10 protein-coding genes are annotated in these 14,901 nt (G+C 71.1%); 4 read left to right on the top strand and 6 right to left on the bottom strand.

What is annotated here, in order from left to right:
- Nucleotides 1-270: 270 nt before the first annotated feature.
- From ACIBCM_RS24025 to rplU, 4 genes are all read right to left on the bottom strand, one after another.
- On the bottom strand, nucleotides 271-2,319 hold the full coding sequence (locus ACIBCM_RS24025; protein ID WP_399246402.1) for a glycosyltransferase family 4 protein: 2,049 nt from the start codon (nucleotides 2,317-2,319) through the stop codon (nucleotides 271-273).
- Nucleotides 2,320-2,729: 410 nt separating this feature from the next.
- Nucleotides 2,730-4,169 carry a GTPase ObgE gene (gene obgE, locus ACIBCM_RS24020; protein ID WP_399246400.1) on the bottom strand — a complete coding sequence of 480 codons (1,440 nt, stop codon included), beginning with the start codon at nucleotides 4,167-4,169 and terminating at the stop codon, nucleotides 2,730-2,732.
- Nucleotides 4,170-4,490: 321 nt separating this feature from the next.
- Nucleotides 4,491-4,745 carry a 50S ribosomal protein L27 gene (rpmA, locus tag ACIBCM_RS24015; protein ID WP_358823549.1) on the bottom strand — a complete coding sequence of 85 codons (255 nt, stop codon included), beginning with the start codon at nucleotides 4,743-4,745 and terminating at the stop codon, nucleotides 4,491-4,493.
- Between the two features lie 14 nt (nucleotides 4,746-4,759).
- Nucleotides 4,760-5,080, bottom strand: a complete 321-nt coding sequence (gene rplU / locus ACIBCM_RS24010) for a 50S ribosomal protein L21 (RefSeq protein WP_114036861.1) — start codon at nucleotides 5,078-5,080, stop codon at nucleotides 4,760-4,762.
- A 496-nt stretch (nucleotides 5,081-5,576) separates the two neighbouring features.
- Between rplU and ACIBCM_RS24005 the strand changes: the two genes are divergently transcribed.
- The 3 genes from ACIBCM_RS24005 to ACIBCM_RS23995 all read left to right on the top strand — a co-directional run bounded on the left by ACIBCM_RS24005 (nucleotide 5,577) and on the right by ACIBCM_RS23995 (nucleotide 8,566).
- The gene (locus ACIBCM_RS24005; RefSeq protein WP_399246397.1) at nucleotides 5,577-6,179 is read left to right on the top strand and encodes an acyltransferase; all 603 of its coding nucleotides are present in this window, start codon (nucleotides 5,577-5,579) and stop codon (nucleotides 6,177-6,179) included.
- Between the two features lie 189 nt (nucleotides 6,180-6,368).
- Complete coding sequence (locus tag ACIBCM_RS24000) at nucleotides 6,369-7,124, top strand: polyprenol monophosphomannose synthase (RefSeq protein WP_399246396.1); 756 nt, start codon at nucleotides 6,369-6,371, stop codon at nucleotides 7,122-7,124.
- A 248-nt stretch (nucleotides 7,125-7,372) separates the two neighbouring features.
- Nucleotides 7,373-8,566: a glycosyltransferase family 39 protein gene (locus ACIBCM_RS23995; protein ID WP_399246394.1), complete on the top strand. Its 1,194-nt coding sequence runs from the start codon at nucleotides 7,373-7,375 to the stop codon at nucleotides 8,564-8,566.
- A gap of 101 nt (nucleotides 8,567-8,667) precedes the next feature.
- Here the strand turns inward: ACIBCM_RS23995 and ACIBCM_RS23990 are convergent, their stop codons facing one another.
- Nucleotides 8,668-10,818: a glycosyltransferase gene (locus tag ACIBCM_RS23990; protein WP_399246393.1), complete on the bottom strand. Its 2,151-nt coding sequence runs from the start codon at nucleotides 10,816-10,818 to the stop codon at nucleotides 8,668-8,670.
- A 675-nt stretch (nucleotides 10,819-11,493) separates the two neighbouring features.
- Complete coding sequence (locus tag ACIBCM_RS23985; RefSeq protein ID WP_399246391.1) at nucleotides 11,494-13,062, bottom strand: glycosyltransferase family 4 protein; 1,569 nt, start codon at nucleotides 13,060-13,062, stop codon at nucleotides 11,494-11,496.
- A 665-nt stretch (nucleotides 13,063-13,727) separates the two neighbouring features.
- On the opposite strand from ACIBCM_RS23985, the gene wecB reads away from it, so the two are divergent.
- The gene (gene wecB, locus ACIBCM_RS23980; RefSeq protein ID WP_399246389.1) at nucleotides 13,728-14,813 is read left to right on the top strand and encodes a non-hydrolyzing UDP-N-acetylglucosamine 2-epimerase; all 1,086 of its coding nucleotides are present in this window, start codon (nucleotides 13,728-13,730) and stop codon (nucleotides 14,811-14,813) included.
- The last annotated feature ends 88 nt before the right edge of the window (nucleotides 14,814-14,901 follow it).

Raw genomic sequence — 14,901 nt, 5'->3', positions numbered from 1 at the left:
ACCCGCCAGCACGACTGCCGTGGTACGGGGCCTGGCCTCACGAAGCACTGACACGAAACGACCTACCTTGAAACGACTGGGGGACGCAGCGATGGTCGCACTCTGCGTGACCGTCCCGCAAGGCGGACCCCGTCCGCGGAACACCGTCGGTACACCAGGGGTTCACGCGGTGACCGGCGAGGTTGACGCTCTCCTCACGGAGAAGCGGAGTGAGGGACGACACAGAGTGGTGGGTTCTACAGACGGCGTGGCGGGCTTGACGGCAGATGCTCATCGGTCCCCGACATGGAGCACGAGCCTGTTGGTGGCGTTGTAGGCGAGGGCGACCTTGATCAGCCGCTGGTCCTGTCCCCGGAGCTTGCGCAGCACCCGGCGGGCCAGCAGCAGGGAGCGCTGCTTGTGCACCAGGACGTCCGGGTAGACGAAGACGTCACTCTTCCGGACCACGTCGTCAAGGACCCGCCCGACGCGCACCGGATCCTGCCCAGGTGCGTAACGGAGCCAGACCTCCCAGTACTCCTGCTCGCCCTCCAGCCGCTCGGCGGCGGCCTCGCAGTCGATGGCGGCGGAGAAGCCCCGGGTTCCCTCGCGGGTGCCGTGGAAGACGAGTTCGTCGTTGACGTCCCCCCGGCGGCGCAGCACGAGGGAGGGTTCGCCGGACGGCTCGACGGGCCCGACCAGGCGGCCCGTCAGGGTGAGCCTTTGGCCGGACGGTACGACGTCGGCGGCCTCGACATGTACGGGCCGTACCCAGGAGCGCAGCACCAGATGCTGCTGGGGCGCGCGCCGGTGGGGTACGAGATGGCGCACCCCGGAGTCGGTTCTCAGCCGCTCCGCGACCCTCAGCGAGCCGCGCTGGTCCACGGCGCGGGCGGTCAGCTGGACCCTGCGTCCCGTACGGGGATCGTCGGCGTGGCACATCCAGTGGCCGTCGGCGAACTCGTCGCCGGCCGGGATCACGGCGGTGCCGTCGGGCCGCAGCGGGTAGACGCGTTCGTCGGCGTGACCCTCGATATGGGTGCAGACCAGCCGCAGCCCGGGGTGCTTCAGGGCCGCGGCCTGGGGCGCGACCACGGTGACGGTCAGTGAGCCGTCGGCCTCGGCGACGCAGTCGGCCACGGGGGCAAAGGGCTGGGTACGCGGGGCGGCGGGCGCGGCGGTGGCGCGCTGCGAGGAGCCGGCGCCCAGTTCGGCGAAGAGGTCCGCGTACCGCTTGGCGATGACGCCCGGGTCGTAACGGCGGGCGTTCCTGATCGCGGCGGCGGCCATCTCACGGCGTCGCGGCTTGTCGTCGATCAGTGCGATCAGGGCCGCGGCGAAGGCGTCGGCGTCACCGACGGGCACCAGCAGACCGTCCTCGCCGTCCGTGATGATCTCGCGCGGGCCGTAGTCGCAGTCGGTGCTGACGACGGGCAGTCCGCAGCGCATCGCCTCGACGAGGGTCATGCCGAAGGACTCGCTGCGGGAGGTGGAGGCGGCGATGGCGCCCTTGACCCACTCGGGCTCGATCGGGGAACGCGGGCCCATCAGCTGGACGCTGTTGTGGAGGCCGAGCCGGTCGATGGTGCGGCGCAGCCGGTCCTTGTCCGGGCCCCAGCCGCAGATGCGCAGCCGCCACTCGGGCCGGGCCTCGACGACGGTGGCGAAGGCCGTGATCAGGACGTCGTACCGCTTCTCGCGGGAGAGCCGGCCCGCGGCGACGATCAGACTGCCCTCCAGGTCCGAGGGGGCGACGACCGGTTCGGGCACGCTGTTGGGCAGGGAGAGCATGCGGGTGTCCGGGAGCGGCATGTGCTCCCGCCACACCTCCGCGTCGCCCTCCGAGACGGTCACGAAGGCGTCCAGCCGTGCGAGGTACTGGCGTATCTCCTCGCGCAGTTCGGGCTTGTGGTGGTGGTACGTCATGTGCTCCTGGCCGATGAGCACCGCGCCCTCGGGCGCGAACTGTGTGACGTACGCGATCAGTCCGGGCCGGGTCCCGATGACCACGTCCGCGTCCGAACCGGCGTAGTGGGCGCGCACGCGTTCGTCCGTGAGCCTGCTGTACTCCCGGTAACGGGCCTCGCTCCGGGGGAAGTACTCGGAGGGCTCCTGGTGGACCGGGTCGTCCTTCTCGTACGTCGGCGACTTCGGCCGGGTGTCGACGAGATGGACGAGGCTGATGCGCGGGTCCGTGGGGAACAGCGGGATGTCGCGGTGCCGGAAGGCCGAGACGATCTCCACCTCATGACGGTCGGCGAGTTCCTCCGCCAGGTTCAGCGTGGTGCGGATGGTGCCGCCGATGCCGTAGATCGTGTGAATGAGGAAGGAGATCTTCATCAAGGCTCCGTTCACTGTTCTGGGGCGCTGTGGCTCTGCCCCGGAAACACGACGCCGGCCGCCCACCGGGTCACGGTCCTCCGGGTCAGGGCTGCAGGACGCCTTCCGGGTGCGAGAGGTCGCACCGTCTGCCGGACCGATTCTCCCTGTCCGCGGCGGCCGTTCACAGTCCTGCCCGTCCGATCCGCCGACAGGTGTTCCCGATGGTGCCGATCCGATGCCGGGCCGGGCGTTCCGTGCCCGGTGGGCCGGTCGCCGGGCACGGTCCGCGCCCTCCGCCGCCCGCTCCCGGAATGGAGGGCGCGGCGGAGGGAGCGGACCCGCTCATGGACGCCTCACCGCGCGCTTGGCGGGTGCTCGCCGGGCATGCGGCAGGCGCTCGGCGGGCACCCATCGGGCGCTCACCCGGCTCACTTGAAGGGGTCGAAGGCGTCGTACGCGCGCTCGGCCTCGTCCCGCTCGGCGTCCCGGTCCCGGCGGCGCTGGGCGGCCGGGCGCGGAGCGTCGAGGCGGTGGTCCTCACCACGGCGCCCGAGCATCTCGGCGCCCGCCATCACGGTCGGCTCCCAGTCGAAGACGACCGCGTTGTCCTCGGGGCCGATGGCGACACCGTCGCCCGCGCGGGCACCGGCCTTCATCAGCTGGTCCTCCACACCGAGGCGGCTGAGCCGGTCGGCGAGGTAGCCGACGGCCTCGTCGTTGTTGAAGTCGGTCTGGCGCACCCAGCGTTCCGGCTTCTCACCGCGTACCCGGAAGACGCCGTCGTCCTCCAGCGTGACCGTGAAGCCCGCGTCGTCGACGGCCTTCGGACGGATGACGATCCGGGTCGCCTCCTCCTTCGGCCTGGCGGCACGGGCCTCCGCGACGATCCCGGCGAGCGCGAAGGACAGCTCCTTGAGCCCGGTACGGGCCACGGCCGACACCTCGAAGACGCGGTATCCCCGGGCCAGGAGATCGGGGCGGATCATCTCCGCGAGATCCTGCCCGTCCGGGATGTCGATCTTGTTCAGGACGACCACGCGCGGCCGGTCGTCGAGACCGCCGTACTGCTTCAGCTCCTCCTCGATCACATCGAGATCGGAGACGGGGTCGCGGTCCGATTCCAGGGTCGCCGTGTCCAGGACGTGTACGAGGACCGAGCAGCGCTCGACATGGCGGAGGAACTCCAGACCGAGGCCCCTGCCCTTGCTGGCGCCGGGGATGAGCCCCGGGACGTCCGCGACCGTGTAGACGGTGGAGCCCGCGGTCACCACGCCCAGATTCGGCACCAGGGTGGTGAAAGGGTAGTCCGCGATCTTCGGCTTGGCTGCGGAGAGCACCGAGATCAGCGAGGACTTCCCGGCGGACGGATAGCCGACCAGCGCCACATCGGCGACCGTCTTGAGCTCCATCACGACGTCGCGCGCCTCGCCGGGCTCACCGAGCAGCGCGAAGCCGGGGGCCTTGCGGCGGGCGGAGGCGAGGGCCGCGTTGCCGAGGCCGCCCCGGCCGCCCTGGCCGGCGACGAAGGTGGTGCCCTGTCCGACGAGGTCGGCGAGGACATTGCCCTGCCCGTCGAGGACGACCGTGCCGTCGGGCACCGGCAGGACCAGGTCCTGGCCGTCCTTTCCGGAGCGGTTGTCACCGGCGCCGGGCTGGCCGTTGGTGGCCTTGCGATGCGGGCTGTGGTGGTAGTCCAGCAGCGTGGTCACCGACTGGTCGACGACCAGGACGACATCGCCGCCCCGCCCGCCGTTGCCGCCGTCGGGGCCGCCGAGCGGCTTGAACTTCTCACGGTGTACGGAGGCGCAGCCGTGGCCTCCGTTACCCGCGGCGACATGCAGTTCGACGCGGTCCACGAAGGTGGTCATGGGATGTGCCTCCAGAAACGTCAACTACTGGGTGGATCGAGGGTGGGTACAGGCTGTGGATCGGGGTGGGTACAGGCTGTGGATCGGGTGGTTACGGGACCGGGGTGTCCGCCGTGCGGCGTCCGCGTCCCGGGGAACCGGACCGTGGAACTAGGGCTCGGCCGCGCCCCGAGGGACGGGGCTCCGTGGGACGGGGGCTCCGCCTGCTGTGGGCTCCGTCCTAGACGTAACACGCGAAGGGCGGACCCGCTTCCCCTACGGAGATCCGTACGGAAAGTGAGGTCCGCCCTCGCGATGAGAACCGTGGTCCGGCTGCCTGGGTCAGGCGACCGGAACGATGTTCACGACCTTGCGGCCACGGTGCCGGCCGAACTCGACCGCACCGGCCTGCAGCGCGAACAGGGTGTCGTCGCCGCCGCGGCCGACGCCCGAGCCGGGGTGGAAGTGGGTGCCACGCTGGCGGACCAGGATCTCACCGGCGTTGACGACCTGACCGCCGAAGCGCTTCACGCCGAGCCGCTGAGCATTGGAGTCGCGACCGTTCCGGGTGGACGATGCGCCCTTCTTGTGTGCCATCTCTCCTCAGTCCCTTACTTCGCAGCCGTGGGGATGCCGGTGACCTTGATCGCCGTGTACTGCTGGCGGTGGCCCTGGCGACGGCGGTAACCGGTCTTGTTCTTGTAGCGAAGGATGTCGATCTTGGCGCCCTTGTGGTGGTCCACGACCTCGGCCGTGACCTTGATACCGGCCAGGACCCAGGGGTCGCTGGTCACGGCGTCGCCGTCGACAACGAGCAGGGTAGAGAGCTCTACCGTGTCGCCAACCTTGGCGGTGGAAATCTTGTCAACCTCAACGATGTCGCCGACAGCAACCTTGTGCTGGCGACCACCGCTGCGCACGATGGCGTACACGCGGATCTCTCTCTCGCTCGGAACGGAAACTCCTGATGCCAGCCGCCCGCACGGGCCGGGGCCCGTGACTGTCCGGATGGGGTGAGCGGCCTCTCCGGGCGGAAGCCGGAGGGAGGTGCTCAGGAGCTGGCGTGCGACAGACACGCCGACGGTCAAGGTTACGGGGGCGGGGCCAGGGGGGTCAAACCGGGTCCCCGCGGGCCTCTCGCGGCACCCGGCGACCGGATCACCGGCACTTTTCGGCGTGCTGTCCGGGAGCCGTCCGGGCCGGGGAGGACCGGTGGCTCCCGGAGCCCGGGCCCGCCCTGACCCCCGGCTCCCCGGAGCGCGGCTCCCCAGGCCGCCTTCCCAAGCCCGCCTTCCCGGGCCGCCTTCCCGGTGCCCGCGGGCCGTTCGACCGTGGCACGTATGCTCCCACCGACGTCAGGGAACCGACCGCGCCACACGCTCCCACCCTGCGTACGCCCGTATCCCGCACCGCCCGGAAGGCAGAACAGTGAACTACAGGGTCCAGCCCACCGCCCAGGTCGCCGAGACCGCCGAGATCGGTGCCGGCAGCAGCGTGTGGGAACTCGCGCAGATCCGGGAGGACGCCCGGCTCGGCGAGGGCTGTGTCATCGGCCGCGGCGCGTACGTCGGCACGGGCGTGCGCATGGGCGACAACTGCAAGCTCCAGAACTACGCCCTGGTCTACGAGCCCGCCGAGCTGGGCGACGGTGTCTTCATCGGCCCCGCCGTGGTCCTCACGAACGACCACAACCCGCGCTCCGTCGACCCCGACGGCAAGCAGAAGCGGGGTGGCGACTGGGAGGCCGTCGGGGTGCGGATCGAGGACGGCGCGTCCATCGGCGCGCGGGCGGTGTGCGTCGCCCCCATCCGGATCGGCCGCTGGGCCATGGTCGCGGCCGGGGCGGTCGTCACCAAGGACGTCCCCGACTTCGCACTGGTCGTGGGCGTGCCCGCGCGCCGGGTCGGCTGGGTCGGCCGGGCGGGCGTAAAGCTCGTGGAGCGCGAGGGTGAGCCGGGGGTCTGGGAGTGCCCGAAGACGGGTGAGGCGTACGAGGAGAAGGACGGCGTCCTGACCGAACGCGCCCTCTAGTCCCGCCGAAGCGGAGCCGCCGGGCCCACACGGTTCACCGGTCGGTTATCACGCGCAGATCGACGGCCCGCGCTGCAACGGCGCGGGCCGTCCAGCTACTCAAGCCCTCATGTAACGCAGAGGCCCACCGCGGAGAAGGACCGACCGCACCGTGCCGGGTCTCCGCGTCTGCCTTCAAGGGGGAAGAGCATGCCGGACAGCACACCGCACACATCCGGGCCTCTCGGCGCTGTGCTTGTGATCATTCCAACGTACAACGAAGCCGAGAACATCGGCCCGATCGTCACGCTCGTCAGATCATCGGTGCCCGAAGCGCACATCCTGATCACGGACGACAACAGCCCCGACGGCACGGGCGAGCTCGCCGATGAACTGGCCGAGGCCGACCAGCACATTCATGTGCTGCACCGTGCGGGCAAGGCGGGCCTCGGTGCCGCCTACCTGGCCGGCTTCCGCTGGGGCTTCGCCCGGGACTTCGACGTCCTCGTCGAAATGGACGCCGACGGCTCCCACAGCCCCGAGGAACTGCCGAGGCTCCTCGCGGCCCTGCCCGATGCCGATCTGGTGCTCGGCTCCCGCTGGGTTCACGGCGGGAAGGTCGTCAACTGGCCGCTGTCCCGCCGGCTTCTGTCCCGCGGCGGCGGCCTCTACTCACGGACCCTCCTGCGTCTGCCGATCCGCGATGCCACCGGCGGCTTCCGCGCCTTCCGCAGAAAGACTCTGGAGGGCATCGGCCTCGACGGGGTCGAGTCCCAGGGCTACTGCTTCCAGGTGGATCTGGTCTGGCGCACGGTGAGGGCCGGGTTCCGTGTCGTCGAGGTCCCCATCACCTTCGTCGAGCGGAAGCACGGGCACAGCAAGATGAGCCTTTCGATCACCTTCGAGGCGCTGTGGCGGGTCACCGCCTGGGGCTTCAGAAGCCGCTTCGGCTCCCGCCTCCCCTAGCCGGCCCCATGACCCCGCTCGGGTAGACCGGCGCGGACGGCCCGGCCCACCCGGGCCGGCAGCCCATCGGGCCCACACCAGTCCGCGCGGTCGTCGCTGCACCCATCCGCATGCCCGCCACCTGCTACTTGTTCCCTCATTTTCAGCACATCTCATGACATTTCAGCATGTCCAGCTGTCGATCACGCCCGACCGAATGATCGTTCCCCCAGCAGGCCGCCCGCTTCCCAGACCGAGAAAGAACGACAATGCAGCGAACTCAGCTCCGCGCAGGGCCCGCCGCCACCACACCCGCCTTCCGGCGCACCACGCACTCCCGGGTCCGGCGCCTGACCGCCGCAGCCGTCCGGGCCTGGCCCGCCCTGGCGGGATACGCCCTGGTCAGGCTGGTGAACCTGGTACTCATCGAGCTGAGCACCGACCGGCCGCTGCACGACCTGCTGGCCACACGATTCGACAGCGGCTGGTATCTGGGGATCGCCGAATCGGGCTACACCCAGAACTGCGCGCTCCAGGGTGAGATGTGCCGTTACGCCTTCTTTCCCCTGTATCCGGGGCTGATCCGCGGCATCAGCGGGATCATCCCGCTCTCCCCCGTCACGATCGCCTGGGCCATCGCCCTCTTGTTCTCCCTGGTGGCCGCCTGGGGCATCTTCGCCGTCGTCGAGCATCTCGCCGACCGCAGGGCCGCGATCATCACCGCCGTGCTGTGGGGCATCGTCCCGCACGCCGTCGTCCAGTCCATGGCCTATACGGAGTCCCTGTTCACCGCCCTGGCGGCCTGGGCGCTGTACGCGGTGCTCACCAAGAAGTGGCTGAGTGCCACCGCCCTCGCCGTGCTCGCCGGGCTGACCCGCCCCACGGGCGCCGCCGTGGTCGCCGCCGTCGCGCTCTGCGCGCTCTGGGCCCTGCTGCGGCCCGGACCGGACGGGGAGCGGCCCGTCCCGCGTCTGCTGACGGCGCTGCTCGTCTCACCGATGGGGCTCGTCGCCTGGTTCGGCTGGGTCGGCCACCGCGCGGGGCGCTGGGACGGCTACTTCCGGGTACAGGAGCGCTGGAGCACGCGCTTCGACTTCGGCGTCTTCACCTACGGGCGGATCGTCGACGTCTTCACCGTGAAGGGTGCGGGGACCCTCACCGCACTGGTGATCACGACCACGCTCTGCGGTGCCGTGACCCTGCTGATCATCTGCGCACTCCAGCGCCAGCCGGCGCCGCTGCTGATCTACGCCGCCGTGGTCCTCGTCGTCGCCCTCGGCGGCAGCGAGTACTTCCACTCCAAGGCCCGGCTGCTGATCCCCGCGTTCGTCCTGATCATCCCGGTCGCGAAGGCACTGGCACGGTCGCGTCCCCCGGTCATCGGCACGATTCTGACGGCGGGCACCCTGGTTTCCGGCGCCTACGGCAGCTACGTGGTCCTCGTCGCCACGACCTCCCCGTGAGCGCGCGGCCCCGGGCGGGGCACCGCCCGCCCGCGGAAAGGCCCGCAGGGCACCGCCCGCCCCCGGAAAGGCCCTCTGACCGGGGCCTGCCCGGGCACTGCTCAGGCGGGGGTGCCGAGGATCAGGGTGTCGAACTGCTTGCTGATCACGGACCAGTCCCAGGTGGACAGGGAGTGCTTCGCCGCGGACGCGGTCGTGGCGCGCCAGTCCGTCTCGGAGAGCGTGTGGGCCAGGATGCGCTCGGCGGCCTCCTTCGGGGAGGCGACGACCCAGTCGGCCGGGAACAGCGTGCGTGCGCCGTTCTCCTTCCCGGCGAAGAAGGGCCAGTCCCGCACGACCGGCAGGGCACCGCTGACGGCGCCCTCCACCAGACCGCAGTGGAAGGACTCGCGGACCGAACTGCTGAGGATGACCCCGACACGGGTCAGCGCGCCCGGTACGTCGTCGGTGCGGCCGACCAGCTCGACGGCGTCGGACAGCTCCTCCAGATCCTTCTGGAGCAGATCGTCGTACGCGCGGGCGGTCGCGCTCGCCTTGCGGTCGAGCCCGTCGCCGATGACGACGAGCCGGTAGCGCGGGTCCCGGGCGCGCAGCTCGCGCAGCACCTCCAGGGCCCAGCGCGGGTCCTTGGCGACGGCGCTCACCCCGACGAGACCGAGGGTGAAGCGGGCGTCGGCGGAGTCCTTCTCCCGCTGGAAGGGCTCCAGGTCCATGGCGTTGGCGATGACGTGCAGCTTCGGTGCGTACTCCTGCCGCAGCTGGGGCAGGATGTCCACCGCCAGATCGCGCAGATGGCTGCCGACGAAGACCATGTCGTCGACGCGCGAGTAGTCCACGAGGTGCGGCCAGTGCGTGAACGCCTCATAGCTGTGCAGCCGCAGCACGATCCGGGTCGTGCCCGGGTCGACCTGGGTGAAGAGGGCGGCAGCGCTGGTGCACCAGTCGACGAAGACGATGTCGGCCCAGTCGAGGTGGGGGCGCAGGGCGGCCTCCACCTGATGGCCAAAGGGCTTCTGCCCGCCGAGGGCGTACTCCAGCATCCGGCCGCCGCTGCGGGCCAGCGGACGCAGGATGTCGTCGTCCTTGACGTCGAAGTAGCGGATCTCGACGTCCGGGTGGTCGCCGTAGCGGTCCAGGACGGGCTTGATGAAGTTGTCGTAGTAGTACGTGGTGACGAGCAGCCGCAGCGGCCGGCCCGTCGGGGCGGGCGCTGCGGGCAGCGCACGGCCGCCGGGCGCGATGAGCTTCTGGTACGCCTTTCCCGCGCGGAACGGCGCGAGGTACGCGGACGGGTCGGCGGCGAGCGGCGAGGAGAGGCCGTCGGAGTGGATGGCCCGGTGGAAGGCGATGCCGAGGGCGCTCGACAGTGCGGCGGCGGCGCCCTTGGTGTCGTCCTTCTTGAGGCGGGCGTCGGCCTGGGAGAGCGCCGCCCCGATGGCCTTGGCCCGGCCCCCGGGGTTGTCATGTCCCCTATTGAGGTCGGTACGGGCGGACTCGGCGTACAGCTCGGCCTGGAGCCCGCGGTTGGCGGTGAGCTGCGCGGCGGAGGCGAGCACCATCGCGGCACCGGCCTTGCGGCCGCCCTTGGCCATGGAGGTGCTGACCCTGCGGGCGAGCTTGGCGCGCAGCCCGTCCGGCACCTTGGGCGCGGTGACGGCGACCCGCCACGCCTTGGCGCCGACGGAAGTGCGCATCACGGCGGGCGACGAGGCCCGGCGCAGCGCGCTGCCCATGGCCCGCCGGGTGGTGCGCTTGGTGGTACGGGCCGCGTGCGCCGGGCTGGGCACCGAGTTGCGCGCGTCCTGGATGCGGTAGTGGCGGGGGCGGTCGCGGCGGTCGGCGACGGCCTTGAGCCCGGGGGCGGTGCCGAAGACGGCGTGCGCGCGGCGGTTGCGCTGGGCGAGCTGCCAGGTGGCGTACACCGCGCCCTGGTCGAGCGCCACCAGGACCTGCGCCTTCCGGGCCCAGCGGCGGGTCGGCGCGTCGCCCTCGGCGCTGGCCCAGACCCGGCGGGGCGCGGGCATCTTGGCGACGCGCTTGGCGAAGGCGGCCCCCCGTGCCTCGTTGGCCTCCGTCAGCGAGCGCAGCCCTTCGAGCCGGGCGCTCTCGTCGCCGAGGCCCTCCCTCAGCTCCGGCGCGTCGAACATGCCCACGAGCCGGACGATGGCGCCCTCGGCCCGGAACTTCTCCAGCGAGGCCCTGAGGACCGCGGGCTGCGGTACCGCGCCCGCGATCAGAAGTACATGCGTCATGCCGCGAGGCCCTCCACCGCGTCCAGGTTCGAGGACGAAGAGGTGCGTCCCGATTCCACCGTTTCCCGCGACCGTCGAACGGCCGGTTCCGTGCTCCGCCTGCCGACGGTCCGTACGCGGGGGTCCCGGCCCTCGAAGAGGCCCTGTGCCGGGGGCGCGGTCGGTGCCGCCCGTGCTGTCGGCGGGAGGAACACGGACGAAAAACTATCATGGCATCACGCACGGCCACGGCCCGAGCCATGGCTCCCGGCCGGCTGCGGCTCCGGCGGAGTACGGGTTCCGCCGCTGCTCAACACCGCTTTCCGGCGGGGGGTTTACGGGGCCACCGGGCCGTACCGGCGCCCGCCGCCCAATCCGCCGTGCCGGCGCCCGCACCCCAATCCGCCGTCCCGGCCTCGGACCGGTTCCACTCCGCGCGCCGGCCGTGGGGCCCGGCACCGTCGTACGACTCGCACCGCGAGTACCGCTCGCACCGCCGTGCCGCTCGTGCCGGACGGCTCGGCGCGGTGCCGGACGGCTCGGCGCGGTGCCGGACGGGCGAGGTCCGGACGGGGCCGTCCGGACGGAGGTCCGGTCCGGCGCTTCCCCGCCCCTCTCCGTACGGCCCGTCCCCTGAAACGGAAGCGGCCCCGGCCCCCGGGAACAGGGGCGGGGCCGGTCCCGGACGGGCGGGATTCAGCCGAGCTTCGGACGGTCCGGGAGGAGCTTGCTGTAGACCTCGTCGAGGACCTCGCCCTGACGCTCCCAGGTCCAGCCCTCCAGCAGACCGGGCTTCTCGTACGCCTTGCGGTAGCGGCCGGGGTCGGCGAGCACCGCCTTCACGGCGCGGATGTAGTCCTCCGTGTCCTGGGCGCGGAAGACCTCGCCCTGACCGGTCTTCTCCACCATCGCGGCCATGGTGCGGATGTCGCTGACGACCAGGGGCAGCCGGGCGTGCGAGTACTCGAAGAACTTGTTGCTCAGCGCCAGTTCGTGGTTGGGCAGATGGTGCAGCGGGCTGACCGCCGCGTCCGCCGCCGACAGGAACTCGGGCACCTGCCAGTGCGGGACGAACGGCAGGACATGGGCGCGGTCGCCGACACCCAGCTCCTCGATCAACTCCTCGATCTTGCGGAGCGCGGGGAACCGCTTGCCCGGCGGGATGGAGACCAGGGCGACATGCACATCGGGCAGCGACGGCAGCGCCTCGATGATCGTCTCCACACCGCGCACCGGGTTGATGCCGCCGACGTACGCGAGCAGCGGGGTGTCCTTGTCGATGCCGCACAGTTCGCGCAGGTCCGGCACCGGCTCCGCCTCGGCCAGCTCCTCCGGGGCCGGGTTCATGACCGGCGCGTTGAGGACGACGGCCGGCATCTCCTTGAGCTTGTGGTCCTTCTTCAGCAACTCGGCGAGCGTCGGGGAGACGGTGATCGCCGCGTCGGCGAACGGTACGTGCTCCTTCTCCCACGCGATGTGCGCCAGCAGCCAGCGGCGGTGGGGCGAGTGCAGACCGGGCACGTACTCGTGCGCGTCCCACACCAGCTTCACCGGCCGCCCGGCCGCCCGGCCGCGCACCGCGGCCCGCGCGCCGACCCCGAGCATGCGGAAGTCGTGCGCGTGGATGATGTCGGGCTTCAGCTCGTCGATGTGGTGGGCGAAGGTCAGCTCGAAGTCCCACAGATAGGGCATCAGCGAACGCCAGGCGCGCTCACCGCGCAGCTTCTGCCACATCGCCGTCGTGGCGCGGTCGATCGGTGCCGACAGGTCCTTGCGGCTGGCGCGCAGCCGGCGGGTCTGGCGGGCGCGCAGACCGACCCACTTGCTGTACACCTTGGCGCTGACGCGGGGAACGACCAGACGCATCGGGGAACCGCTCGCGCTGTTGGCGCCCGGACCGTCCGCGGCCTCGGCGGCACGGCGGAAGTTCAGGTCGGAGCGCCACGCCTTGGCGGCCTGCATACGGTACTTGGCGTGGTCGTCGCTGCGGTAGGCGAGCGGCTGGCGCAGCAGCGGGCGGCGGAGTTCGAAACGGTGGCGGCCCATCGGGGAGGGCTTGGGCACCAGACGGACCTCGGCGTGGCCGATGTTCCACTTGTGGTGCTCCCGGTTGGGGGAGAGCCCGAAGAGAACGACATCCCACCCGGCGTCCGCAGCGGACCTGGCAGCCTTCTGGACCCGCGAATCGTTACGGACGGTGTTGTCGACGAGCATGACGACCCGCCCCCGGGTTCTCCGGGCCTCCGTGGCGCTGTCGAGCTCCATGCACATGCCTTCCTCGATCTGATGCGACGCCTGCGTGGCAGCCGGTACACACTGGCTATTCGTGGCTCACTACGGCCAAGGGAGCATACCGTCCCGGGCAAAGGTGCTATGAACGACACAGCTGCCGTGTCCATTGTCGCCGAGGATCCGGAAAGTCCGGGAAGCCGGAAGACCTGAATGCCGGAGACGTCGGGAACTCGGGACGTCGTGAACTCGGGGAGTCGGGCGAGTCCGGGGGCCGGTGACCCCCACGAGCAGGGAAGCCGGCGGGTCCGCGGCCCGGAAACCGCAAAACCCCGAGATCCGGAGATCCGGAGATCCGGAGATCCGGAGATCCGGAGATCCGGGGCACGCTGCCTCCCGTACTGCCGTGACCGGGGCCCGTCTTGCGGAGATTGCGGAGAATACAGAGATTGTAGGGATTACAGACCTGGCGGAGGGCACCGCGTCGTGCCGGACCGGGGAGCCGGGTCCCCGCCGCGGCGCGGGCCGGTTTTGCGGACCCTCGTACCATGGGTCGGCGGGCGCGCCCTCGGGCGCCTGAGCTCCCTCGCCCTGTTGACCCCGTCCGCCCTGTTCATCCCGCTGATCCGTTCTTTATCTGTTCATTCTCGTCAGTACCGTTCAATCCCGTTCATTCTCGTTCAGCAAGGAGCAGTACCACCGTGAAGGTCCTCAGTGTCGTAGGGGCTCGCCCCCAGCTGGTCAAGCTCGCCCCGATCGCGGCGGCCTTCGCCGGCACTCCTCATGACCATGTGATCGTGCACACGGGTCAGCACTACGACGCCGATCTGTCCGACGTCTTCTTCTCGGGCCTGAACATCCCCGACCCGGATGTGCACCTCGGCGTGGGCTCCGGCAGCCACGGCGTCCAGACCGGCGCCGTCCTCGCGGCCATGGACAAGGTGCTGGAACAGGAGCGCCCCGACTGGGTCCTCGTCTACGGCGACACCAATTCGACGCTGGCCGGCGCGCTGTCCGCGGTGAAGCTGCACTACCGGGTGGCGCACCTGGAGGCAGGGCTGCGCTCCTTCAACCGCCGGATGCCCGAGGAGCACAACCGGGTCATGACGGACCACGCGGCCGATCTGCTGCTCGCCCCCACCGAGGAGGCCATGCGCCATCTCGCGTCCGAGGGGCTGGCGTCGCGTTCCGTCCTGGTCGGCGATGTGATGGTCGATGTGTGCCTGCGCATCCGGGACGCGGTGCTGGCCGGTGAGCACCCGCTGCCGGAGCTGCCGGAGGGCATCGACCCCGAGGCCCCGTACCTCGTCTCCACGCTCCACCGCGCGGAGAACACGGACGACCCGGAGCGGCTGGCCGGACTGCTGGACTCGCTGGCCGAGCTGCCGGTGCCGGTGGCGCTGCTGGCGCACCCGCGGCTGAACGCCCGCGCCGAGAGCTACGGCCTCAAGCTCAGCCGCGGCAATCTGCATGTCGGCCGCCCCCTGCCGTACGCCGGTCTGGTCGCCGCGGTGCTGCGCTCCGCCGGTGTGGTCACCGACTCGGGCGGTCTCCAGAAGGAGGCGTTCCTCCTCGGCCGCGCCTGCACCACGCTGCGCCCGGAGACCGAGTGGGTGGAGACCCTGGAGGACCGCTGGAACCAGCTCGTGCCCGACCCCCGGAGCCTCGACCGGGACGCCTGGACCGAGACGGCGACCCGGCCCGCCCCCGACAGCGAGCGGGGTGAGCCGTACGGCGACGGCCAGGCCGCCCGCCGTGTCGTCCAGGTCCTCGCCGACCAGAACTGACCCACCTGCCCGGCCCTGAAGACAGCGGAGTTCCCCCTTGCGCAATCCGATCAAGCGTCTCAGCTCACGTGGGCGCGACAACAGGCCC

Source organism: Streptomyces sp. NPDC051018, from assembly GCF_044456085.1.
GTDB lineage: Bacteria > Actinomycetota > Actinomycetes > Streptomycetales > Streptomycetaceae > Streptomyces.
Note: the sequence above shows the minus strand (reverse complement) of the source record. Positions and strands in the feature narration are given on the sequence as shown.